Below are 22,098 nucleotides of genomic sequence, written 5' to 3'. Positions count from 1 at the left end.
AGGCTGCTACGAAGTTGATGAGCACCTAAAATCTTAATTAGATTCTATCTGTTACAACCCTATTTACTGCTGAGCATTGATGCGGCATGTTGGGCAACCTGGTGGATGGCCGATTCGGTTATCTCAGTTGCTCCCTTGGTGTACCCGAGATCATCAAGGCAAAGGTGTCTAACTTGTGAAAAGCCCGCTTCCTGCATGGATTTCAGGCCGCAATGGAGTTTGCAGCCATCGATTGCCAGGATACCGCTGGCTGCTTCTGCCGATTTGAGCAGACCAGTGACCCTGCCGCCTATGCCGGCGAGGCACGACATCTTACCGTGCCCCTCACGGCTCAGCTCTCTCGCGACCCTGTCACTGAGTTCTCCCACATCTGCAGAACCGGAACATGCATAAACCAATTTTGGTGCGATACCGGTGCTGGTGCTGCAACTGCATTTACAATCAGTCTGCGGGGTACTCATTGGCTTTCCTCCTTTAGCTGAGCATAGTTTTAATTTCATCAACCGTAGGAACCTTTCCAACCACCTTCACTTCTCCTTCAATGGCGATGGCCGGAGTCATCATTACCCCAAAGCCCATCATTACATTGAAATCGGAAATTTTTTCTATCTCGTACTCAATCCCCAGTGCTTCAGCGGCCGCTTTGGCATTATCAGCGACCTGCTGGCATTTTGTGCATCCTGGACCAAAAACCTGAATTTTCATAATGTTACCTCATTGTTGTATTTATGCGAAAAATGACCCGAAGATCAGGCCGCTCAATGTTGCCATGGTGATGACAAGTGCAACAAAAACCGCTGTCTTTTTAGTGCCCATTACACTGCGGATGACCAGCATGTTGGGCAGGCTGAGTGCCGGGCCCGCAAGCAGCAGGGCCAGCGCCGGTCCTTTCCCCATACCGCTGCCAATCAACCCTTGGAGAATAGGTACCTCTGTCAGGGTGGCAAAGTACATGAACGCCCCGGCAAACGAGGCGAAAAAGTTTGCCCTGAGGGAATTGCCGCCAACTGCGGCAGCTACCCATTCGGAAGGGATCAGTCCTTCATTGCCGACACGGCCAAGCAGGGCACCGGCAATGAGCACACCGATCAGCAGGAGTGGCAGTATCTGTTTGGCAAAATCCCATGAAGAAGAGAACCATTTCCCTAATTCGCCGTTATCCATACTGGTGATGAGTGACAAGCCGATAAACCCTGCTGTGAAGGCGAGTGCCGGATGGTCGGGGGCAGCAAATGCTAAGAGTGCAACTACGGAGGTTACCAGGGCTATTTTCCAGGTACGTACCCCGAACCAGCGCACAAGGATTGCGGCAAAGAGCAGGCCGAAGCCTGAGGTAATGAGCCATTTGATGTTATACAAGAATGCCCACAATCCATCTGCTGCCTGCGGTTTACCCCAATTAGCGAAAACCAGTATGCCGACCATGGAAAAAAAGTAGAGCGCGTTTTGCCATAACGGCCGGACATTTTCGTCTGCCATCATTGCTATAGGGACTGCGGGTTTGTTTTCTTCTTCATTGCGGAAGAAAAATGCCATGAGCAATCCGATAATGATGCTGAAGACCACCGCACCCACACCTCGTGCTATTCCCATGGTCGGGCCGAGAACGGTGGCAGTCAGAACAATGGCAAGTACATTGATGGCAGGCCCGGAATAGAGAAACGCGGTGGCAGGGCCAAGACCGGCTCCCATCTTGTAAATACCTGCAAAGAGCGGCAGGATGGTGCAGGAACAAACCGCCAGGATGGTCCCGGAAACAGATGCGACCCCGTAAGCAAGCACCTTGTTGGCCTCAGCGCCCAGATATTTCATAACCGAGGACTGACTGACAAAAACACCGATCGCACCCGCTATGAAGAAAGCGGGAACAAGGCAGAGAAGAACATGCTCCTGCGCATACCATTTGACTAGGTGGAATGCCTCGAGCATGGCGTTGTCAAAGCGGGGGTACCCCACTGGCAGGAAATAGCACCCAAGAAAAACGGCTATGATCCAGACCAGATACTTCCATTCAACTTTCCAGTTCATTGTTCATCCTTACGAATTGTCATTTGGCAAAATAACCAAATGTTTGCAAAAAAAACTTCAGCCCAGGAGTCCATTCCTCTCTTCGATGCCTGCCTGGATAACCGCTTCCACGCAGGGCATAAAGTTCAGGATACATGGCACCTTGAGTCTGTAGTAGACCATCTTGCCCCGTTTTTCATCTGCAACCACTCCGGCCTGCTTGAGTACGGACAGATGTTTGGAAATGGTAGAAAAATCTGCATCGATGGTTTCTGCCAGTTCGCAAACGCATTTCTCTCCATCGGCGAGCTGCTCGGCCATCCAGAGCCTGGTCGGATGCCCCAGGGCTTTTAATACATTGGCTTTCGCCTCAATCAATGCTCGTTGTTTACCTTTCATTGCATCACCTCGTTGGGTCATATGGTAAAATAGCCAAGTGTTGTTGTCAACGAAAAATACATGTTACCTGCATCTTATCAGCACTCATGCACAGCTTCACTACACCAGGCGTGAGGAACCAGAGGGGGAGGGCAACAGCTTACAGTTCAAGAGTAGCGTCATTGTGGTCTTGAGTAATGTCATACCCTGTGAGTTCGTTAAAGTGAGCCTGCTGTAACATGCTCACCTTTTATCAGCCGGTTTTTTGAATCTCCCGACAGAGCACAGCACACCAAGGCAGCTTATACCAGCGAAACAGGCCATTCCCCATTGCATACTGTTCATGAATGGTTCGTGGGTATCGGCTCGCAGCAGCGAGTGTCCCATAAAGTGCTCCACCAGAAAAGTTGAAATTGCCATGCTGACCAGCATGCCGAGGTTACGCATGATGGCGGTGAGACTCGATGCCATACCGTATCTCTCTTTCGGCACCGAATTCATGATCAAGGTGGTGTTTGGTGATGAAAACAGAGCAAAGCCCAGGCCCATAATGATAAAAACGATAATTATAAAGCTGAGTGAGCTGTTCGCCTCTATCCGCGTTGCCATAAAAAGTGATAGAGCGCAAAGCCCCATGCCAACGGTGGCGAGCTTTCCCGGGTAAATACGGTCGGCAAGCTTACCGGCACTGGGGGAGAGGATGCACTGAATAAGGGTCTGTATCATCAGCAGCAAACCTGCATTTTGCGGTGACAGTCCTTTTATACTCTGCAGGTAAAGGCTGAAGAAAAAGATAATGCCGAAACTTGCGGCGTAGTTGAGTAATGCTGCCAAGGCGCTCAAGCTCAGAGAACTATTTGAGAGCAGGAAGTTGACGGGGAGGACAGGGGAGGAGACCCGGCGCTCAATTATGATGAATAGGCCAGCTCCGATGACACTACTTATCATCAGTAGAGTTGCCCAGTCCCCAACCCATTCTTTTCCTGTAATGCTCACTGTCAGGCATGAGATGACCAGAGCAAAGAGCAGGCTCCCTGTGAAATCAAATCTCTGGGTTCTATCTCCCCACCATTCACCGCGTAATACTGCTATACTCAGGCAGAGTCCAACGATACCGAAAGCTGCAGTAAACCAGAATAGGAATTGCCAGTTGAAATAATCGACCAGAAAGCCACCTAAAGCAGGCCCGGCTGACAATCCGGCATAAACGAAGGCTATAATTATTCCCATGCTTCTTCCCCTCTTTTCGGGAGGAATAACCGAGGAAAGAATGGCAAAAGAAGTTGTGGTAATTAGAGCGGTAGCCATTCCCTGGATAAATCTCAGGATGAGAAAGATTGTTATATCAGGGCTGAAGGTAATGATTATGGAGGTACAGCAAAAACCAATAATGCCGCTCAAAAATATTTTTTTCCGGCCATAAAGGTCGGCGAGTTGACCGGATGGCAGCAACAGACAGCCAAGGCCGAGAATATAGAGCATGGCTGCCAGGCTGAGTTGAAAAGTGGATGCCTGGTAATATTCACCGATAGCGGGCAGGGCGACGTTTACTCCAGCGGCCATGAAAGGGGTGATAAACTGGACGATACAAATAATAAGAAGAATCAGGTTATGATTTTTTTGCCGGGTGTCATTCATTACTGCGATCTCGGAAGGCTTTAAAAGGTAACTGTGTTATGGCAGGGTTGGGTAGAGTAGCGTGACAGATCTGCCGAAAGCGTTTAATGCATTGTGTCTATTGCGTTTTTTGGTAATAGTGAATTTGATTATGGAGTGCTTTGGCAAGAAGTTCGGTGAACTGCTGACATTCCTGTTGGCTCAAACCATCAAGGGAGCGCTGGTTACTCTCGCTCAGCATCTGCCAGAACTCAGCCTCTTTTGAAAGAGCGTGCTCAGTGGGGAAGACCTGTTTTTTTCTGCGATTAGCAGGATCTGTCTTTCGCACAATGAAGTCAGATTCTTCCAGCTTACTGAGTTGACGCGCTGTTGCCGCTTTATCAATATAGTGGACAGCTGAAATTTCGTCCTGGCTTATGCCCGGGCTCTTGAAAATGGAGGCCATAAAGGGGATTTGGCTCCCGGTTAAGCCCAAAGTCCGGGCCAGGGGTTCAATGTTGGTTCGGCTCAGTCGAAAGAGCATTGCGATGTAAAAGCCGAATGGTTGTTTGTCGATGTATTTCATAACCTTCCCAGGATTGTCTGGTCAACAGTTGACCTGTCAACGATAGTGCTATGGCCGTCAAAAAACAAGATTCTTTTTAAGAAAAGTACAGGTATCATCGATTCTGTGCGATCAGACAATGGGTTACCGGTTATAGTTGTTTTTCAGGCTCTCTGTAATCAGATGTGGAAATAGTTAGGACTTTGGCCGCAAAAAAGGTAGATTGCCGACGCCCTGCACATGCATGATAGTATGAGCGACACGTTGACCAGACCCTATCTTTCGAGAGTATGATGAAAAAGACCAGAATACGAACCCGGCCAGAGAAAAAGACAAAAAAATCCGACACTTTTACTGTTACCAGCCAAGGTCCGCTGCTTGAAAGCCTTGTTGCCGCCTTTCCCGGTAAAAGTCGTAAACTCCTCAAAGCGGTTTTGCGTGATAGTCAGATAAAGGTAAATAACAGAACAGTTACCCAGTTCGACCATCCCTTAAAGCCAGGCCAGGTGGTGGAGGTGAGCTGGGACAAATCGTCTCCGCAGAAGCGTCCTCACGGACTCAACATAATCTTTGAGGATGATGATATTATCGTCGTCAACAAACCTGCGGGTTTGCTCACCGTCGCAACAGACAAGGAAAAGCGTAAAACCGCTTATTCTCTGCTCAGTGAATACGTGAAAACTGAAGATCCTGATAATAAAATTTTCATAGTCCACCGGATAGACAGGGAAACATCAGGCCTGCTGCTTTTTGCCAAGAACGAAAAAATAAAGCTCAAGATTCAGGAAACATGGATCTCGACTATCAAGGAGCGTACCTATATAGCCGCCGTAGAAGGTGAAGTTAAACGTGAAAGCGGAACAATCACCTCCTACCTGAATGAAAGTAAAGCCTTTATCGTCTACTCTTCACAAAACCCGCGAGTAGGCAAGAAAGCAGTCACCCATTATAAGACGCTCAAAAGTAACAAAGATTTCTCCCTGCTGCAGGTGAACCTCGAAACCGGCAGAAAACATCAGATTCGTGTGCACATGCAGGATATCGGACACCCGGTTGTCGGCGATATAAAGTATGGTTCTAAAATAAAACCTATCGGACGTCTCGGCCTGCACGCCCAGGGACTTGTTTTCACCCATCCGAAAACCAATGAACTGTGCAGTTTTGAGACAGGGATCCCGGAAAAATTCAATCAACTCTTCAAGCAGAATCAGAAATAGCCTGTTCCTATCCCCGACCAGCTGTCTCTAATACGATTTGTATAAATTTTATGTCATTTTCTTCACTAGAGCTCTCTGAGCCTCTTCTTCGTGCTATTGATGAACAGGGTTACACGACACCGACCCCAGTTCAGAATAAGGCCATTCCAGCTGTTCTTTCAGGCAGGGATGTTATGGCCGCTGCCCAGACCGGTACCGGTAAAACTGCAGGTTTTACGCTGCCGATCATGCAACTGTTAGCCACCGGGCCAGGTGTGCGATCGAACCACATTCGCGCATTGATACTGGTTCCTACCCGCGAACTTGCCATGCAGGTTGGTGAAGCTCTTGCCGACTACGGCAGATATCTGCCGCTGAGCAGCGCTGTTGTGTACGGCGGCGCAAAAATTAATCCGCAAATGATGAGACTGCGCCGCGGTATTGATATTCTAGTTGCCACCCCCGGCCGCCTGCTCGATCTTTATCGCCAGAATGCGGTGAAGTTTGATCAGCTTCAGGTTCTGGTTCTGGATGAAGCGGATAAGATGCTCAACCTCGGCTTTAAAGATGAGATTGATGAAATTCTCGCGCTGTTACCACGAAGACGACAGAATCTTTTGTTCTCAGCGACCTTTTCAGCAGAAATCCGGGCGCTCTCCACAACACTTCTCCACCGCCCTGTTCAGATAGAAGTCAACCAGCGTAATTCAGCGGCCAAGAGTGTCAAACAGTGGTTGATCGAGGTCGATAAGAGCAAAAAGCCCGATCTGCTCTGCCATCTCCTGCAAAACAATGACTGGGATCAGGTACTGGCATTCAGCCGGACTAAAAAAGGCGCTGATCAATTGGTCAGAAAACTCACGGGGAAAGGTGTTTCCGCCCTGGCGATTCATGGTGATAAAAGCCAGGGAGCGCGTAACCGGGCTCTTGCTGATTTTAAAGATGGGTCAATCCGTGTTCTGGTAGCCACGGATATTGCCTCGCGAGGTATTGATATCACGGAACTCAGTTGTGTTATCAATGTCGATCTGCCGAAGGTGGCCGAAGACTATGTTCATCGCGTCGGTCGTACCGGTCGTGCTGGTAAAGAAGGTGTTGCGATATCTCTGGTCAGTGCCGATGAAGTCCAGCTTCTTACCGCAATCGAGACCCTTATTCGCCAACTCCTGACCCGTGAGGTTACAACCGGCTTTGTTCCCCACCACGGTGTCCCTCTGACCCATTTGCAGCAACCGAAGCCTAAAAAGCCCAAAAAACCGAAAAAGCAGGGTGTAAAGAGTCAGGCCCAGGATCAAAAGGGCAGTTCCGCAAAAAGCGGAGGGAGCCGGGAAAACAGTTCTGAAAAAGAAAACCCGCGGCAACGAGGCAGGGCAGCACGGGGGGCAGGGAGCCCGCAGGGCAAACCAGGGGGAAGACGAAACAGAAAATCACAGGATGAGGTCACAATAGCCAAATCCTGCAAGCCCGGTTCAGGCAGGCGTAACACGCGAAGGAAAAAACGGTGATAAATGAGTGGCAGTCAGTTTGACTGCTCCAGACCCCGATTTCTCAGGAACATTTTGTCAAAAGGCTAATCAACCTCAGCAATTGCTAGTCCGGAACAGATACGTCGCCAGAATGTTACACGTGCGTTGTGGAAATCTGATTATCACGCACTCATCTGCTCAACTGTCCGTACAGCAAGGTGGGCAGTATAAAGGATATTATGAAACCCTGGGTAACACTTGATCGAGCCCGAATTCCCGATGAAGAGGGCGAGCTCATCTTAAGAAAGCGTGACACGGAATACTCAATCCGTACTGAAACCACTGAATTGATGAACAGCCGCCTCCACGGCTCTGAAGAGGCTCTGGCCAGGCTTGCCTGTGAGCGCCTTTCGTATCAAAGGGATGTGAACATCCTTATCGGCGGTCTTGGCATGGGATACACGCTTGGAGCAGCACTTGAAAATTCCGGCCCGGATGCCCACCTGACCGTTGCAGAATTTGTACCGGCAGTGATCAGCTGGAACCGTGAATTTCTCGGCCACCTTGCAGGGGTTCCGCTTAATGATCCCAGGGTGGCTGTTTGGCAGGGAGATGTCGTTCAGGCAATCAAGAGTAAGAAATCCGCCTGGAACGCGATACTACTCGATGTGGACAACGGCCCCGATGGACTTACCCGTGAGGCGAATGATCAACTCTATGGTCTGCCGGGTCTACATGCCGCCTTTGCAGCGCTCAGGCCCGGTGGTATTCTCGCTGTCTGGTCCTATGCGCCAGACGATGGTTTTACCCGACGTCTGAAAAAATGCCGATTTCGCACAGAAGTTGTCACAGCTCACGCCAACAGCTCCGGCAAGGGTCGCAAACATACTATCTGGCTTGCTGTAAAACCGGGCTAAGAGGATGTCCGGCAATGGCTTTCCCCCAAATTCTGCGGAATTTTCAAAAAATAATGCTCGCAATATCAAGCATATGAATTTGCTTGATATTTCTTCGATATCTCGAATTGTGAAAAAAATGCATATCTGACAGGATTCCGGCTCACTATTCTGATGAATCTTCCTGTAATGAAGAAGGCGGGATTCAAATGAAATCGATTTCTTCATCCCGTAACCGATGAATTATCTCGATTCCGTCCGGGGTAACAGGTTCATTTTTACTGATTTCGAGGATCTGTTTGAGAGAATGAGACTGGCCGTATTCAATTTCCTCTGCCTGAAGGGTGAACGGTCCTTCATGGCGACACCAATATATTCGTCCCCAGACACGGTTGTCCTCCCGGTCATAGAAGTGGTCGAATAGAACGTTGAGGGGCGCGGTGATGCCAAGTTCCTCAAAAAGCTCCCTTCTGGCAGAATCTTCATACGATTCTCCTGCCTGCACCACGCCTCCTGCCGCAACACTCCAGTAACCGGGGTAGATATCCTTGGTCAAGGTACGTTTCTGGAGAAAAAGTTCATCCGCTCTGTTGAGCACCAGGATGTAGCACGCCCGATGAATAAGCTTCTGGGCCCGCATAATTGAGCGTGGTACCGCATCAATGGGAATGTTGTTTGAATCAACGATCTGTACTATTTCTTCTTGTGTCATCTCGGTGTGTTGTCGAAAGTGATTTTTTAAAAAGACTATATTCTCGCCTTGAGCCTGCTCGTAAATCGTTCAACATTTACCGAAACCAGCAGAATACCAAGCAGGGTCATCGTGCCCCCGACAATAAGCTTCCAGCCGATCTCATCCCCAAACCACCAGATACCGAATATTGAAGCAAGAACAGGAGCCAGAAGTAACAGCGGTGTCACTATCGAAACAGGGTAACGGCCAAGGAGATAGTAGACGATGCCGTGTCCGAGAACAGATGCGCCGATGGCTGAATAGAGCGGAGACCATAACTGAATAATTTCGAGATCTGCCAAGGTCTGCAGTTGGCCAGATTCAAATATCAAACTGAGCAGCAACAGAGAAGGCGCAGCGATTGCGGCGATCCATGCCTGCAATTTAAAAACACCCATATTGGGAAACTGGCGCATCATGATGGTGGCCACGGCCATTGCAAAGGCAGCTCCCATTACCCAGAGAACCGCATCCAGATGACTGAAAACTATGGGGTCAAAACCGATTACCAGTATTCCGATGAAAGCTATAAAAATAGCCACAACTCGTATCGCGGAAAAGCTCTCTTTTAAAAAAATGGCGGCGAGGATAGCGGAAAACGGCACATAGAGCTGGGTGGTAATGGCTATTGAGGCGATGTTGCCGCCTGCGTTCAGGCCGATAAACATCATGCTGAAATGGATAACACCCAGCAGAAAAGCGACCTTTAGAAGGGGTTTCATGTGGCCGGGTGCGGGCCGTAGCCAGGGCAGCATGATCAAAAGCAGGAAAAAAAAGCGGATACTGGTGAAAAAGAGGGGCTGAAAGGTGAGCGTCCCTATTTTGCCGGCTATGAAATTAAAGCCCCAGGCACAGTTGGCGATCAAGGCGAGTAGTAAATGAAGGACGCTCATGGAGCTATGTCACTCTTTCGGGAGTTGTGAGCGGACAGGCTGAGCTATGTAGTTCTTCATGTCCACGCAAGCGGATAGGGTTAGAGTCAACAAATATGCTGCCTGGGAATATAGAGTGGGAGGATTCGCATGGTACAGATCCAGGTCATCGTGAAACTCTCACAATGGAAGGAAGCATACCGTGATGTTATGCGATTCTCAACCAGCAAAAGGGGGCAAAATTCAATTTGATCCCAGCACGACCCCTATGTTCTGTTCTAAACAGGTGGCGCACAGGCTCATGTGAATACAGAATATTTAACAAATGGGCAACAAGATAGTCTCGGGAGTTCGGTGTCATCTTGCGCCTAACTCTGCAACCCCCCTGGCATCAATGGTTTGGGCGTGTCACCTTAATCATGATTTCAGTTACGAATTTTGAAATGTTATTGGTGGTCCAGTAGTCGGTTACATATCTCTCAAAGGACTGGTTATCCAAAATATATCCGTTTACCTTTGCCCACTGTGCAATCTTCAAATAGGTCTCGCCGATATCGTCGTGACGGCCGATATGGTAGCAGCTTGCCATGAGGCTGCCGCCGAATTGGTATGAATATTCTTCAGGGCAGGGCATAACGGATTTTTGCATGATTTTCACCCTCTGCTCCTTGCGGATCATTCTGTCCTGACGTGATGAGAAGTTTATAATTACAGGACCGGCGATACTGTTCTCCAGCTTTTCGATATGTTTGGTGAAATCGATGTTGATCAGGGCTGCTTTCTGGTTGCCGTCAAAATCCTGATCCATGAATAGCAGATCGGACGATTCGACAAATTTAATTGAGACCTCCCGGATATCATTGCTGATTACAGTCTCAGCCTCAGTGATCAGGTCGTACCATTCCTTTACGCAGATATGTTTTCTGCGTATCTCCTGCTGCTGCTGTTTCAGTTCCTTGCTCTTTGCCAAAAACGATGCCTGGAGCGATTTGAAGATATTGGCATTTTCACCTTCGATGAATTCTTTCATCTCCTCGAGGGTAAAGCCCATGGTCTTGTAATATTTAATGACCGGCACAGCCAGGAGTGCCTCTTCGGTGTAATAGCGATAGTTGTTGTCATGATCCCGCAGGGAGGGGATGAGGTTGATCTCGTCGTAATACCTGAGGGCCTTTCTGGAAATGTTGCAGATTCGGCTTACATCACCTATCAGGAAGTGTTTTTCTTCTGTCATAAAGCGTTTCGGGCTCCTCGGGATTTACGCGTGTGAAAATAATGAAAACCGGCTGTCATCAAGTTTGATAGATAGAACCTACACTGAGCATGAATGAACGGTTTTGCAAAAAAAAACGAGGTCTGTTTCCCGGTGGAAGCAGACCTCGTTGGGGTTTTAAGCAGGGGAGGTGTTTTTCGCCTAGTCAACGATATATGTGTTGATTGTGGCAGCGCCTTCCTCATGGGCACGATAGTAGACTCTCAATTCATCATCGGCATCGAGTTCAAAGCGTGATTCCTCTAGAAGGCCGTTGGCTTCAGCGGTCATCAGCGCATTGATGATGGATGGCTTGTTGAACGCTTTATAACCTGAGTAGGTGTTGTGCAGCGCTTCCATGACTGTCTCAGCGCAGGCATCATCAACCGTGGTGAAATGTTTCAGGATAGCATAGTTCAGGGGTAACATCAGGCAATCTCCTCATTTTTCTTTTTGAACAGGTCGAGTGGGTTCATGGCGATAATAAAGATACCGATGATCATGACGACAGCTGCCGCCCAGGCAATCGGTGCCATGGTCCAGCCGGAGATACCGAAAACTACACCAATGATGATCCAGCAGCAGAATGGGCCCCAGAAGGAGAAGGTACCGTTGCAGGACATACCGAGGGCAGCGCCGCACATGCCATTGCCCTGATACCAGAACATGAAGGTCATATAGGCTGCGAGACCACCGACTATGAACCAGATGAGTGAGCTGTCGGTAAAGGCGAGGGTAACCATCTCGACTGCATTTGCACCGCCAAAATATGCAAACAGGGGGACAAGGATGAAGAGGTTGGTGACACCGGCAGTTACCTGGCGAATGGTGATGGCGATTTCGGGATCGATCATGGAAGTACCGTAACCGCAGACACAGCCTTCAAGTCCCCAGCAGAGCGCCGCAATGAAGGCGAACATGAGGCCGAGAAGCAGGTTGTCGGCCGCATCAGCTCCCAGGCCGGTGCTGCCGATCATAACACTTGCCAGAAAGCAGATAGCGATACCGGAAAGTATGCGGGCGTTAAGCTGCTGTTTGAAGAGGAATTTGCCCAAAATCGCACCGATAGCAGGGCAAAGTGCGGCAATCGGCACCACGATGGAGCCTGCCATCTGCAAACCGATTACATATGCTGTACCGGCAATGGGGCCACCAATTATGGCGGCACCAACCATGATCATTCCAGGTTTGGTTTTCAAGGTGCGGACAAAATCGCCGAAGCGGCCGCGGACGGCGGCAATGGAACTGGCCCAGATCGCGCTGCAGATATCTGTAGTGGCGGCACCGAGTGCACCAAGCAGGTAAATGACGGCAAAAGCAGAAAGCGCAGAATTTTCTTCGTACCAGTCAACCCAGATTCCCTTGGACATGCCGAGGGTCATGAAGGCGGTGTAAATACCGTACATAATGCCTGAGAAAGTGGCGATCTGAATACCGCGACGTCGAAAACTGGTTTCCAGTTTCTTTTTTGCAGCGATAGCTGCCGGGTTTACTGCCTGAACTGCGGACCCCATTTCTTACTCCTGTTTGGAAATTATAAAAACTACAAATTGATACAGAACCCGAGCCGCAATGAGAAACAACAATTTGTTATTCGTGAATCGGGTCAATATCGGTAGATCCAGTGCCTACCCTGCCCTGGGGGGGAAGGTCATCGAATGACGACTGTACTCCTTACCCCTAAGGGGAAGGTCAAGGAAAAATTTGCCGACAACGTGGTTCATGGCAGGAGAAAAGAGTGAATTTAGGAAAGTAAGTACCCAGGAAACGGACACAATATGCCCTGGGCATACGGTTTTGCCAGAGGCCCAAAAAATAGCCTTGGGAATGGTGGGGAAACGATTTGAATAGATGAGAGCTGGTGAAAAAGTGGGAGGTTCTGGCCGAATGGTGAGGGAGTAGTCGCCCTGTATCGATTTATGTATCCGGAAGAGTAGGTTATTCCGTGCATTATTGCCTGAAAAGAATTGGCTTTGAGAAAAATGTTGACTTTCCCCTGTGGGGAAGGGCGTAAGATCCTCTTCCATAAATGGAGGTCGGTGTTGTACCGGATTTATCACTTCACTGCTTGCTGGTGAGCAGAACAATTTTTTTTTGTTGATGAGGATACATGAGACATAACGGTGAGAAGGCTCTCGGAATGATCGAAACGCTTGGAATGGTTCCTGCGATTTATGGAACCGATACCATGCTGAAAACCGCAGATGTAACCCTGGTATCTTACGAAAATGTCGGTTCGACCCTGGTCACCTCAATGGTTAATGGCGATGTCGCTGCCGTGCAGGCCGCTGTGGAAGCCGGTGTTGCCGCCGCATCCTCTATCGGCAAACTTACTGCCAGCAATGTCATGCCTCGTCCTATCGGTGCAGTAAGCGATATCGTCGCTGTACACGGCCTGGAGGAAAGTACTGAAGAATTTTCCCGTTCTTCTGCCTTGGGGCTGATTGAGACCTTCGGCATTGTTTATGTGCTCGAAGCTGCTGATGCCATGGTCAAAGCGGCCGATGTCAGGGTCGTTGGCTATGAGAACGTTGCCTCAGGCTATATCTCGGTACTCGTAGAAGGTGATGTCTCCGCCTGCCAGGCTGCCGTTGCAGCCGGTGTCAAGGCTGTGGAGCAGATGGGTACCGAAGTGTACTCTTCCGTCGTGATCCCCACCCCTCATTCAGACCTGAAAAAGATCACCAGCATCTACGATATCAAGAAGCTTTTGCCCTGATAGCCCCTTTCCGAAGAGACGACGAGGAAACTGATGATTGTCGATAACGACTTACTCTCCATACAGCATGCACGAATCCTTGCTGAGAATGCGGTTGAAGCCCAGAAAAAGCTGGCGACCTTCTCGCAGGATAAGCTGGACGCGATTGTTACAAAAGTAGCCGAAGCTGTTGCCGGTGAGGCCCACGCGCTGGCAGTGATGTCAGCCGAGGAGACCGATGGCGGCAGGTGGCAGGATAAGTTGGCTAAAAACAGGTTTGTCTGCACTGCGGTGGTCGACCGGTTCATGGAATTACGCTGTGTCGGGGTGATTGCAGAAGATTGCGAGGCGGAAACCAGGGATATCGGTGTTCCTGTCGGTGTTATTGTTGCCCTTTGTCCGGTAACCAGCCCGGTTTCGACAACGATTTACAAAGCGCTTATGGCGCTGAAATCTGGCAACGCCATTATTTTCTCTCCCCATCCTCTGGCGGCAAAAAGTATCTCCCATACCCTCGAGCTGATCATCGAAACAGCAGAGGCGAGCGGTTTGCCGGAAGGCTGTATCAGTTACCTCAAGCCGGTGTCAAAAAGCGGTACCGCAGAGCTCATGAATCACCCGGCAACGGCATTGGTAATGGTGACCGGTGTTCCGGGAATGCTGGCTAGCGCCCGAACCTCCGGCAAGCCGGTGATCTATGGCGGAACCGGAAACGGCCCCGCCTTTATTGAGCGCAGCGCCAATATTGACCAGGCTGTTCGGGATATCATCTCCAGCAAGACGTTCGATAATGGTATCGCACCTTCGGCGGAGCAGTCCATTGTGGTGGACGCCTGCATTGCTGAAGATGTGCGTTCAGCCCTGCGCAGGAACAATGCCTATTTCATGTCTGAGAAAGAGTGCGAGGCCCTTGCCGGACTCTTTTTTCGCACCGACGGCACCAGGCGCCATGGAGTGGTTGGCCTGTCGGCACAGACTCTTGCCAAAAGAGCAGGTTTTTCCATACCGGCTGAGACGACACTGCTCATCGCAGAACGAAATTATGTAGCGGCAGAAGACCCCTATTCAAGAGAGCTGCTCTCGCCCGTGCTGGCTCTTTATGTAGAGGCCGACTGGCTGGATGCCTGCGAGAAGTGCATCGAGTTGCTGCTTCACGAAAGAAATTCCCACACGCTGGTGATTCATTCTGGTGATGAGGGAGTCATTCACCAGTTTGCCATGAAGAAGCCGGTTGGGCGTCTTCTGGTTAATACCCCGGCCGCCTTTGGGGGCATGGGAGCTACAACAAATCTGTTCCCTTCAATGATTCTGGGCAGCGGTTCAGCAGGCCACGGTATCACCTCAGACAACGTTTCACCTCGAAACCTGATCTATGTCCGCAAGGTCGGCTATGGGGTCAGGGGGATGAACAGTCTGACAGGGGCAAGTGTGCAATATGAAAATAAACGTCCGAACAGCGCTGCGAGCAGGCAGCTCAGTGATTCGGATAAGGAGCAGGCAATACGTCAAATCCTCTCCGAGGCGATTAAAGCCCTGTCTGCACCAGCCAATAAATAGACGAGATAGATGAAAAGTATCCTTTATACGGAGGAAATATAGTGGATCTTAACGAATTTTCAAATAAGCTTGCAGAAGCCGCGAAAAACCTGTCTCCCGAAGAACGGGAGTCTTTGAAGAAGATTTTCGAAGGTGTTTCTGTTGAAGTATTCAAAAAGCCCGTTGAAAAGAGTGCCCCTGTTGCCGTTGAGACCCGCGGTATACCGGATGGCCCGACTGAGCGTCATGTAAAGCTGAAGGAAAATTTCCTTACGCATGTTCCCAGCATCAGCACCCACCGTGCCAGGGCTATTACCAAGATCGCACAAGAAAATCCCGGCATGCCGGCCAGCATAAGGCGTGCAAAGGCTTTCCGATACTGCTGTGAGACCGCTCCTCTGGTGATTCAGGATCACGAATTGATCGTTGGTGCCCCCAATGGCGCACCACGTACCGGTGCCTTCTCTCCTGACATCGCCTGGCGCTGGATGAAGGATGAGATTGATACCATTTCCACCCGCCCGCAGGATCCGTTTTTTATCTCCGAGGAAGACAGGAAAATCATGCAGGAGGAACTCTTTCCGTTCTGGGAAGCCAAATCGGTGGACGAGTACTGCGAAGGACAGTTCCGTGAGGCTGGGCTCTGGGAGATGTCCGGTGAGTCCTACGTTTCTGACTGTTCCTACCACGCCGTCAATGGCGGTGGTGACTCCAACCCTGGCTATGATGTCATCCTGATGAAGAAGGGTATGCTGGACATCCAGCGCGAAGCCCGTGAACATCTTGAACAGCTTGACTACGGCAACCCGGAAGATGTCGAGAAGATCTATTTCTACAAGTCGGTTATCGACACCACCGAGGGTGTAATGATCTACGCCCAGCGTCTCTCCAACTATGCTGCCGAGCTCGCCGGAAGAGAGAGTGACCCGAAGCGCAGGGCTGAACTGCTGAAGATCTCCGAGGTCAACGCCCGCGTTCCTGCCCACGCTCCCGCCAACTTCTGGGAAGCGATTCAGGCAGTATTCACCATTGAGTCCCTCCTGGTGGTTGAAGAAAACCAGACCGGAATGTCCATCGGCCGTGTCGATCAGTATATGTATGATCTGTTTAAGCGTGATCTCGAAACCGGGCAGATGAGCGAATACGAGGCGTTTGATCTCGCCGGCTGTATGCTGATCAAGATGTCTGAGATGATGTGGATCACCAGTGAGGGTGGTTCCAAGTTTTTCGCGGGATACCAACCATTTGTCAATATGTGTATTGGTGGTGTTACCCGTGATGGTCAGGATGCGACCAACGACCTGACCTATCTGTTGATGGATGCGGTACGCCACGTACGTATCTACCAGCCTTCGCTTTCTACCCGTGTACATAGCAAATCACCGCAGAAATACCTCGAAAAGATCATCGATGTAATCCGCTCCGGTATGGGTTTTCCGGCTGTTCATTTCGATGATGCGCATATCAAGATGATGCTCACCAAGGGCGTCAGCATCGAAGATGCCAGGGACTACTGCATCATGGGTTGCGTGGAGCCGCAGAAATCAGGCCGTCTCTACCAGTGGACCTCCACCGCCTATACCCAGTGGCCGATCTGCATCGAACTGGTTCTCAACCAGGGTGTGCCGCTCTGGTATGGCAAGCAGGTCACTCCAAACCTCGGTGAGCTGCGCGATTTCGACACCTACGAGAAGTTTGAGGCTGCCGTAAAAGAGCAGATTAAGTTCATCACCAAATGGTCCGGTGTCGCCACGGTAATTACCCAGCGCGTTCACAGGGATCATGCGCCGAAGCCGCTGATGTCGATTATGTACGAAGGCTGCATGGAAAGCGGTACAGACGTATCCGCTGGTGGCGCCATGTATAACTTCGGCCCAGGTGTAATCTGGTCCGGTCTGGCGACCTACGCGGATTCCATGGCCGCTATCAAAAAGCTGGTCTACGAAGAGAAAAAATATACCCTGCAGCAGCTGAACGAAGCGTTGAAAGCGGAGTTCAAAGGCTACGAGCAGGTCAAGGCGGATTGTCTCGCCGCGCCGAAATACGGTAACGACGATGATTACGCGGATTTGATCGCTGCCGATCTGGTGCATTTCACCGAGACCGAGCATCGCAAGTTCAAAACTCTCTACTCCGTCCTGAGCCATGGCACCTTGTCTATCTCCAACAATACCCCGTTCGGCCAGCTCCTCGGCGCTTCGGCCAATGGCCGTGACGCCTGGATGCCGCTCTCCGATGGTATCAGCCCGACCCAGGGTGCGGATTTCAAGGGACCGACCGCTATCATCAAGTCCGTCTCCAAGATGCCGAACGAGGATATGAATATCGGCATGGTGCACAACTTCAAGCTGATGTCCGGCCTGCTGGAGACCCCGGAAGGCAAGAACTCCATCATCTCCCTGATCCGTACCGCCTGTATGCTGGGCAACGGTGAGATGCAGTTCAACTACCTCGACAACGAGGTGCTGCTCGATGCCCAGAAACATCCGGAGAAATACCGTGACCTGGTGGTTCGCGTGGCCGGTTACAGTGCCTTCTTTGTCGAACTCTGCAAGGATGTTCAGGACGAGATCATCAGCCGTACCATGCTGGAAGAGATTTAACAGTTTATTTTCAAGGGATTGGGCAGTCTGTCGGGAATGATCCGGTGATAGCAGATTGAGTAAGGAACGTCATGGAACGAAAAGCACTTATCTTCAATATCCAGAAATACAACATGTATGACGGCCCGGGCGTGCGGACCCTGGTGTTTTTTCAGGGGTGCCCTTTGCGCTGTCACTGGTGCTCAAATCCCGAGGGGCAGTTGAAACGGCCCCAGATTCTGGAGAAGAAGGCGAATTGCACAAACTGTGGCACCTGTGTACGCCAATGTCCACAGGGTATCCACTCAATAGCGGTGGGCGGTCAGCACCAGATTGACCGCCAGATTGAGTGTATCGGTTGCCGTAAATGTGAAAATGCCTGCCCGGAGTCGGCCCTGGCCATTATGGGCGAGAGGAAGACCATCTCCGAGCTGCTTGAGATCATTGAGGAAGATAAACCGTTTTACGATACCTCGGGTGGCGGTGTCACCCTTGGTGGCGGCGAGGTGCTGATGCAGCCTGAAGCTGCCACCAGCCTGTTGCAGGTTTGTAAGCAGCGGGGGATCAATACCGCCATCGAGACCTGCGGCTATGCCCGGCCGGAGGTTATTCAACGGGCGGCGGAGTTTGTCGATCTGTTCCTGTTTGATGTCAAGCATATGGATTCGGAGCGTCATTTCGAGCTGACCGGAGTGCGCAATGAGATGATTCTCGGCAACCTCCAGTGGTTGCTGGAAAACAGGCAGAATGTGAAAATCAGAATGCCGCTGTTGCAAGGTGTCAACGACGGACGCCGGGAGATCGAAGCGCTCATCAACTTTTTGCAACCCTATCAGGATTACAAGAACTTCAAGGGCGTGGATCTGCTGCCATATCACAAGATGGGAGTCAATAAGTACAGCCAGCTTGGCTGGAATTACCCGATCGAGGGAGATCCCAAGTTGAGCAGTGACGACCTGCATCGGATAGAGAGCGAAATCAAACAGCATAATTTCCCGGTGTCAGTGGTTCGCCACTGATGGTCATCACTGATCGGAAGGTGCTGTACAGCGTAAGCAATTGAAGGGATGGATGGGATGACGGCATTAGGATTTATTGAAACGGAAGGACTGCTGGCAGCGGTTGAAGCGGCAGACACCATGGTGAAAGCTGCGGATGTTCGTCTCGTGGAAAAAAATATTGTTGGTGACGGTCTGGTCACAATCACCGTCAGCGGTGAGGTTTCGGCTGTGCAGACAGCTGTAGAGGCTGGCAAAGCTGCAGTCTGCCGCCTCGATAAGAGTGCACTGGTTGCCGACAACGTTATTGCCAGAGCATATGAAGAGGTTGCCCGGATCGTGGCTGTCGAAAGGCCGGTTGCCCCCATACCGGCAGCTGCACCTCAGCATGAAGCTGCGCCGGAAACCACAGCGCAGACCGAGATTGAAGAGGTTGACACTCCAGAAATCAAGCAGCCGAAGCGTTATAAAATTTCAGAGCTGAAGAAGACTGAAATCAGCATGTTGCGGCAGATGGCGTTCGAGATGAGTGAACTCTCTCTGACCACTGAAGAAATTAAGGCTGCAACAAAGATGAAACTGATTGAAGCCATCTTGAAAGCTACAAACAGATAGAGGAAACACAAATGGTAGACAAGGATTTATTGTCAATTCAGGAAGCCCGCTCTCTGGTACGTGCTGCCAAAAAGGCGCAGGCCGAATTCGGCCAGTATGATCAGCAGCGGGTAGACAGTATCGTCAAGGCGGTCGCCGAGGCTGCCTGCCGGAATGCCGAGCAGCTGGCCCAGCTTGCGGTTGAAGAGACCGGCTTCGGTAAGGTTCAGGACAAGAGGCAGAAGAACATTCTTGCCAGCGAACGTTTGCTGGATGCCATCAAGGACATGAAAACCATCGGTGTCCTGAATGATGACAAGGCAAAAAAAGTGGTAGAGATCGCGGTACCGGTTGGTGTTATTGCGGGAATCATTCCTTCGACAAACCCGACCTCCACCACTATCTACAAGTCGATAATCGCCCTTAAAGCTGGTAATGCCATCGTCTTCACCCCGCACCCGAGTGCCAAGAACTGCATCAACCAGACGGTTGCCATGATTCGCAAGGTTCTGCACGAGTGCGGTGCCAATGCGGATATGGTGAACGTGATGAGCGTTCCGACTATCCAGGGCAGCGGCGAACTGATGAAGGTTGTTGATCTCATCCTTGCCACCGGCGGACCCGGTATGGTGAAGGCGGCGTACAGCTCAGGCACCCCGGCTCTCGGTGTCGGTGCCGGTAACGTACCTGCCTATATTGAGAAAAGTGCCAACATCGAGGATGCCATTACCAAAATTTTCTCCAGTAAAACCTTTGACAACGGTACCGTCTGCGCTTCTGAGCAGGCCATTGTAACCGATGCGGTTATTGCCGATAAGGTCAAGGCTACCCTGATTGCCCAGGGCGGGTACTTCCTCGAAGGTGAAGAGCTGGAGAAAGTAAAACGGGTCATGGAGCGTGGCAACGGTTCCATGAATCCGGATATTGTGGGCCGCGATGCAGCTCACATTGCAAAGATTGCAGGCATCAACATCCCAAGTGGTGTTCGTCTGTTGATCTCCGATGAAAAGGGAATAGGCCCGAACTATCCTTTCTCCAAGGAAAAGCTCACCGCTCTTCTCGGCTTCTACGTCGTGGAAGACTGGAAGGAAGCATGTGAAGTATGTCATGCGCTTCTGGAAAACGGTGGTGTGGGACACTCTCTGGCCATCCACTCGAACAATGAGGGAGTAATCTGCGAGTTCGGCATGAAGAAGCCGGTTTCAAGGATGCTTGTCAATACTCCTTCTACTCAGGGTGCTGTGGGGCTTTCCACCTCACTTTTTCCATCGTTTACTCTCGGTTGCGGTGCGGTCGGCGGAAGTTCCACTTCCGACAATGTGACTCCGCTCAACCTGATGAACGTGAGAAGGATCGCCTATGACCTCGATAACATGGCGTGCGAGGCCGCACCTGCGACCGCCGCGCCCGAATCTCTTGATGTCGACGCCATCACCAAAATGATCGTCGCACAATTGAAACAAATGTCCTAGATCGCATCTGGGATCACAAACTGCCGCAATAAGCAGAATACAAACACTTGAAGGAGAATATCATGTCCTCAAACGCACTTGGAATGATCGAAACCAGAGGCCTCGTCGGCGCAGTTGAAGCAGCTGATGCAATGGTTAAAGCAGCTAACGTAACCCTCGTTGGCAAATCTCAGGTAGGTGGCGGTCTTGTTACCGTTATGGTCCGTGGCGATGTTGGCGCTGTTAAAGCTGCAACCGACGCTGGCGCCGCTGCTGCCAAAAACGTTGGTGAGCTGGTAAGCGTTCACGTAATTCCGCGCCCCCATGGCGAGGTTGAGATCATCCTTCCGGGCAATCAGGGATGATCGGCACTGCCCCGCATTTCTCATGCTCATCGGGTGTCCGTCACCCGATGAGCAGATGAGAGATTTTGGGTACAGGTCGCAGCAATGCCGTAGGGCAGCATGTGACCGGTCCATATAGCTTGAAGGGGGGCCCGGTTTCCCTTCAGCACAATGAACTGCTCTGGTGTCGAATCGATTGCCGATTCACCGGGGCGGAGACGTTTGAAAATATTTTTATATCCGCAAGCGAAGTGAGCATGAACGAGAAAGCAATAAACGACATCCTCGAAGTGGTGATAAAAAATGTCATCAATGAGATGGAGGTGTGCAAGCAGGGAAAGGCTGGCAACTACAACACCAGCGAGACCATTCCGGTTGAGCTGTCCGCTCGCCATGTACATCTGAGTGAAGCTGACGCGATTGCCCTGTTCGGCAATCCTCTGACCCCGGTTCGTGAACTCTCCCAGCCTGGTCAGTTTCTCGCCAAAGAGCGGGTGAGACTGATCGGCCCCAAGGGTGTCATGGATAATGTCGCGGTTCTCGGCCCTTCCCGTAACGCCTCTCAGGTCGAGATCTCCAAGACCGACGCCCGTATCCTCGGCGTTGAAGCGCCGGTGCGCCAGTCCGGCGACACCAATGGCACGCCGGGAATCATCCTTGCCTCCCAGGCGGGTATCGTAGGTCTTGAGGAGGGAGTTATCGTTGCCTCCCGTCATATTCACATGTCGCCGGAAGATGCGCGCAGATTCGGCGTGATCGACAATGATAGGGTTCATGTCCGACTCGACGGTGAGCGTCCGGTAACACTTGAAGATGTGCTGGTCCGCGTTCACGATTCCTTCAAGCTGGCAATGCATATCGATCCCGATGAGGGCAACAGCGCAGGCTGGAACAAGAGTGTTTCCGGCAGAATCAGCAACCGCTGATTCCGGGT

At 50.8% G+C, this 22,098-nt stretch carries 22 protein-coding genes; 11 read left to right on the top strand and 11 right to left on the bottom strand.

Annotated elements, in window-relative coordinates:
• Positions 1 to 59: 59 nt before the first annotated feature.
• The 6 genes from ACN5NT_RS20190 to ACN5NT_RS20165 all read right to left on the bottom strand — a co-directional run bounded on the left by ACN5NT_RS20190 (position 60) and on the right by ACN5NT_RS20165 (position 4,567).
• On the bottom strand, positions 60 to 461 hold the full coding sequence (locus ACN5NT_RS20190; RefSeq protein WP_419176678.1) for a putative zinc-binding protein: 402 nt from the start codon (positions 459 to 461) through the stop codon (positions 60 to 62).
• A gap of 13 nt (positions 462 to 474) precedes the next feature.
• Positions 475 to 705: a thioredoxin family protein gene (locus ACN5NT_RS20185; protein WP_136796896.1), complete on the bottom strand. Its 231-nt coding sequence runs from the start codon at positions 703 to 705 to the stop codon at positions 475 to 477.
• Between the two features lie 21 nt (positions 706 to 726).
• Positions 727 to 2,028 (bottom strand): permease, encoded by a 1,302-nt coding sequence (locus ACN5NT_RS20180; protein WP_136796895.1) that lies wholly within the window; start codon positions 2,026 to 2,028, stop codon positions 727 to 729.
• 57 nt (positions 2,029 to 2,085) lie between these two features.
• The gene (locus tag ACN5NT_RS20175) at positions 2,086 to 2,406 is read right to left on the bottom strand and encodes an ArsR/SmtB family transcription factor (RefSeq protein ID WP_136796894.1); all 321 of its coding nucleotides are present in this window, start codon (positions 2,404 to 2,406) and stop codon (positions 2,086 to 2,088) included.
• A gap of 222 nt (positions 2,407 to 2,628) precedes the next feature.
• Entirely contained in the window at positions 2,629 to 4,023 is a 1,395-nt protein-coding gene (locus tag ACN5NT_RS20170; RefSeq protein ID WP_419176677.1) for an MFS transporter, read from the bottom strand.
• A 97-nt stretch (positions 4,024 to 4,120) separates the two neighbouring features.
• Positions 4,121 to 4,567, bottom strand: a complete 447-nt coding sequence (locus ACN5NT_RS20165; RefSeq protein WP_419176676.1) for a MarR family winged helix-turn-helix transcriptional regulator — start codon at positions 4,565 to 4,567, stop codon at positions 4,121 to 4,123.
• A 269-nt stretch (positions 4,568 to 4,836) separates the two neighbouring features.
• Between ACN5NT_RS20165 and ACN5NT_RS20160 the strand changes: the two genes are divergently transcribed.
• From ACN5NT_RS20160 to ACN5NT_RS20150, 3 genes are all read left to right on the top strand, one after another.
• The gene (locus ACN5NT_RS20160) at positions 4,837 to 5,763 is read left to right on the top strand and encodes an RluA family pseudouridine synthase (RefSeq protein WP_419176675.1); all 927 of its coding nucleotides are present in this window, start codon (positions 4,837 to 4,839) and stop codon (positions 5,761 to 5,763) included.
• A gap of 50 nt (positions 5,764 to 5,813) precedes the next feature.
• Positions 5,814 to 7,247, top strand: a complete 1,434-nt coding sequence (locus ACN5NT_RS20155; protein WP_419176674.1) for a DEAD/DEAH box helicase — start codon at positions 5,814 to 5,816, stop codon at positions 7,245 to 7,247.
• Between the two features lie 200 nt (positions 7,248 to 7,447).
• Entirely contained in the window at positions 7,448 to 8,125 is a 678-nt protein-coding gene (locus tag ACN5NT_RS20150; protein ID WP_419176673.1) for a hypothetical protein, read from the top strand.
• 184 nt (positions 8,126 to 8,309) lie between these two features.
• Here the strand turns inward: ACN5NT_RS20150 and ACN5NT_RS20145 are convergent, their stop codons facing one another.
• The 5 genes from ACN5NT_RS20145 to ACN5NT_RS20125 form a co-directional block, all read right to left on the bottom strand.
• Positions 8,310 to 8,816 carry an NUDIX hydrolase gene (locus tag ACN5NT_RS20145; RefSeq protein ID WP_419176672.1) on the bottom strand — a complete coding sequence of 169 codons (507 nt, stop codon included), beginning with the start codon at positions 8,814 to 8,816 and terminating at the stop codon, positions 8,310 to 8,312.
• A 35-nt stretch (positions 8,817 to 8,851) separates the two neighbouring features.
• A complete protein-coding gene (locus ACN5NT_RS20140) occupies positions 8,852 to 9,730 on the bottom strand; it encodes a DMT family transporter (RefSeq protein ID WP_419176671.1) in 879 nt (292 codons plus the stop codon).
• Positions 9,731 to 10,100: 370 nt separating this feature from the next.
• Positions 10,101 to 10,943 carry a MerR family transcriptional regulator gene (locus ACN5NT_RS20135; RefSeq protein WP_419176670.1) on the bottom strand — a complete coding sequence of 281 codons (843 nt, stop codon included), beginning with the start codon at positions 10,941 to 10,943 and terminating at the stop codon, positions 10,101 to 10,103.
• 180 nt (positions 10,944 to 11,123) lie between these two features.
• Positions 11,124 to 11,390, bottom strand: a complete 267-nt coding sequence (locus ACN5NT_RS20130; protein ID WP_419176669.1) for a hypothetical protein — start codon at positions 11,388 to 11,390, stop codon at positions 11,124 to 11,126.
• Positions 11,390 to 12,475: a hypothetical protein gene (locus ACN5NT_RS20125; RefSeq protein WP_419176668.1), complete on the bottom strand. Its 1,086-nt coding sequence runs from the start codon at positions 12,473 to 12,475 to the stop codon at positions 11,390 to 11,392. Before ACN5NT_RS20125 ends, ACN5NT_RS20130 begins: the two co-directional genes overlap by 1 nt.
• Before the next feature lie 596 nt (positions 12,476 to 13,071).
• Between ACN5NT_RS20125 and ACN5NT_RS20120 the strand changes: the two genes are divergently transcribed.
• From ACN5NT_RS20120 to ACN5NT_RS20085, 8 genes are all read left to right on the top strand, one after another.
• Positions 13,072 to 13,680 (top strand): BMC domain-containing protein, encoded by a 609-nt coding sequence (locus tag ACN5NT_RS20120; RefSeq protein WP_419176667.1) that lies wholly within the window; start codon positions 13,072 to 13,074, stop codon positions 13,678 to 13,680.
• A gap of 33 nt (positions 13,681 to 13,713) precedes the next feature.
• The gene (locus ACN5NT_RS20115; protein WP_419176666.1) at positions 13,714 to 15,216 is read left to right on the top strand and encodes an aldehyde dehydrogenase family protein; all 1,503 of its coding nucleotides are present in this window, start codon (positions 13,714 to 13,716) and stop codon (positions 15,214 to 15,216) included.
• 41 nt (positions 15,217 to 15,257) lie between these two features.
• Positions 15,258 to 17,798: a choline trimethylamine-lyase gene (gene cutC, locus ACN5NT_RS20110; protein ID WP_419176665.1), complete on the top strand. Its 2,541-nt coding sequence runs from the start codon at positions 15,258 to 15,260 to the stop codon at positions 17,796 to 17,798.
• A 71-nt stretch (positions 17,799 to 17,869) separates the two neighbouring features.
• Entirely contained in the window at positions 17,870 to 18,796 is a 927-nt protein-coding gene (cutD, locus tag ACN5NT_RS20105) for a choline TMA-lyase-activating enzyme (RefSeq protein ID WP_419176664.1), read from the top strand.
• Between the two features lie 57 nt (positions 18,797 to 18,853).
• Positions 18,854 to 19,390 carry a BMC domain-containing protein gene (locus ACN5NT_RS20100; RefSeq protein WP_419176663.1) on the top strand — a complete coding sequence of 179 codons (537 nt, stop codon included), beginning with the start codon at positions 18,854 to 18,856 and terminating at the stop codon, positions 19,388 to 19,390.
• Positions 19,391 to 19,401: 11 nt separating this feature from the next.
• Complete coding sequence (locus ACN5NT_RS20095) at positions 19,402 to 20,841, top strand: acetaldehyde dehydrogenase (acetylating) (RefSeq protein WP_419176662.1); 1,440 nt, start codon at positions 19,402 to 19,404, stop codon at positions 20,839 to 20,841.
• Between the two features lie 62 nt (positions 20,842 to 20,903).
• Complete coding sequence (gene eutM, locus ACN5NT_RS20090; protein ID WP_419176661.1) at positions 20,904 to 21,185, top strand: ethanolamine utilization microcompartment protein EutM; 282 nt, start codon at positions 20,904 to 20,906, stop codon at positions 21,183 to 21,185.
• Between the two features lie 65 nt (positions 21,186 to 21,250).
• A complete protein-coding gene (locus tag ACN5NT_RS20085; protein WP_419176660.1) occupies positions 21,251 to 22,090 on the top strand; it encodes a phosphate propanoyltransferase in 840 nt (279 codons plus the stop codon).
• Positions 22,091 to 22,098 lie beyond the last annotated feature (8 nt).

Source organism: Desulfosediminicola sp., from assembly GCF_048381775.1.
In the GTDB taxonomy this organism is placed as follows: domain Bacteria; phylum Desulfobacterota; class Desulfobulbia; order Desulfobulbales; family Desulfocapsaceae; genus Desulfopila; species Desulfopila ganghwensis.
This window is presented reverse-complemented; position numbering and strand designations above follow the sequence as displayed.

Coding starts and splice junctions, on each gene's coding strand:
- ACN5NT_RS20190 (WP_419176678.1), bottom strand. CDS start 461: ATGAGTACCCCGCAGACTGATTGTAAATGCAGTTGCAGCACCAGCACC.
- ACN5NT_RS20185 (WP_136796896.1), bottom strand. CDS start 705: ATGAAAATTCAGGTTTTTGGTCCAGGATGCACAAAATGCCAGCAGGTC.
- ACN5NT_RS20180 (WP_136796895.1), bottom strand. CDS start 2,028: ATGAACTGGAAAGTTGAATGGAAGTATCTGGTCTGGATCATAGCCGTT.
- ACN5NT_RS20175 (WP_136796894.1), bottom strand. CDS start 2,406: ATGAAAGGTAAACAACGAGCATTGATTGAGGCGAAAGCCAATGTATTA.
- ACN5NT_RS20170 (WP_419176677.1), bottom strand. CDS start 4,023: ATGAATGACACCCGGCAAAAAAATCATAACCTGATTCTTCTTATTATT.
- ACN5NT_RS20165 (WP_419176676.1), bottom strand. CDS start 4,567: ATGAAATACATCGACAAACAACCATTCGGCTTTTACATCGCAATGCTC.
- ACN5NT_RS20160 (WP_419176675.1), top strand. CDS start 4,837: ATGATGAAAAAGACCAGAATACGAACCCGGCCAGAGAAAAAGACAAAA.
- ACN5NT_RS20155 (WP_419176674.1), top strand. CDS start 5,814: ATGTCATTTTCTTCACTAGAGCTCTCTGAGCCTCTTCTTCGTGCTATT.
- ACN5NT_RS20150 (WP_419176673.1), top strand. CDS start 7,448: ATGAAACCCTGGGTAACACTTGATCGAGCCCGAATTCCCGATGAAGAG.
- ACN5NT_RS20145 (WP_419176672.1), bottom strand. CDS start 8,816: ATGACACAAGAAGAAATAGTACAGATCGTTGATTCAAACAACATTCCC.
- ACN5NT_RS20140 (WP_419176671.1), bottom strand. CDS start 9,730: ATGAGCGTCCTTCATTTACTACTCGCCTTGATCGCCAACTGTGCCTGG.
- ACN5NT_RS20135 (WP_419176670.1), bottom strand. CDS start 10,943: ATGACAGAAGAAAAACACTTCCTGATAGGTGATGTAAGCCGAATCTGC.
- ACN5NT_RS20130 (WP_419176669.1), bottom strand. CDS start 11,390: ATGTTACCCCTGAACTATGCTATCCTGAAACATTTCACCACGGTTGAT.
- ACN5NT_RS20125 (WP_419176668.1), bottom strand. CDS start 12,475: ATGGGGTCCGCAGTTCAGGCAGTAAACCCGGCAGCTATCGCTGCAAAA.
- ACN5NT_RS20120 (WP_419176667.1), top strand. CDS start 13,072: ATGAGACATAACGGTGAGAAGGCTCTCGGAATGATCGAAACGCTTGGA.
- ACN5NT_RS20115 (WP_419176666.1), top strand. CDS start 13,714: ATGATTGTCGATAACGACTTACTCTCCATACAGCATGCACGAATCCTT.
- cutD (WP_419176664.1), top strand. CDS start 17,870: ATGGAACGAAAAGCACTTATCTTCAATATCCAGAAATACAACATGTAT.
- ACN5NT_RS20100 (WP_419176663.1), top strand. CDS start 18,854: ATGACGGCATTAGGATTTATTGAAACGGAAGGACTGCTGGCAGCGGTT.
- ACN5NT_RS20095 (WP_419176662.1), top strand. CDS start 19,402: ATGGTAGACAAGGATTTATTGTCAATTCAGGAAGCCCGCTCTCTGGTA.
- eutM (WP_419176661.1), top strand. CDS start 20,904: ATGTCCTCAAACGCACTTGGAATGATCGAAACCAGAGGCCTCGTCGGC.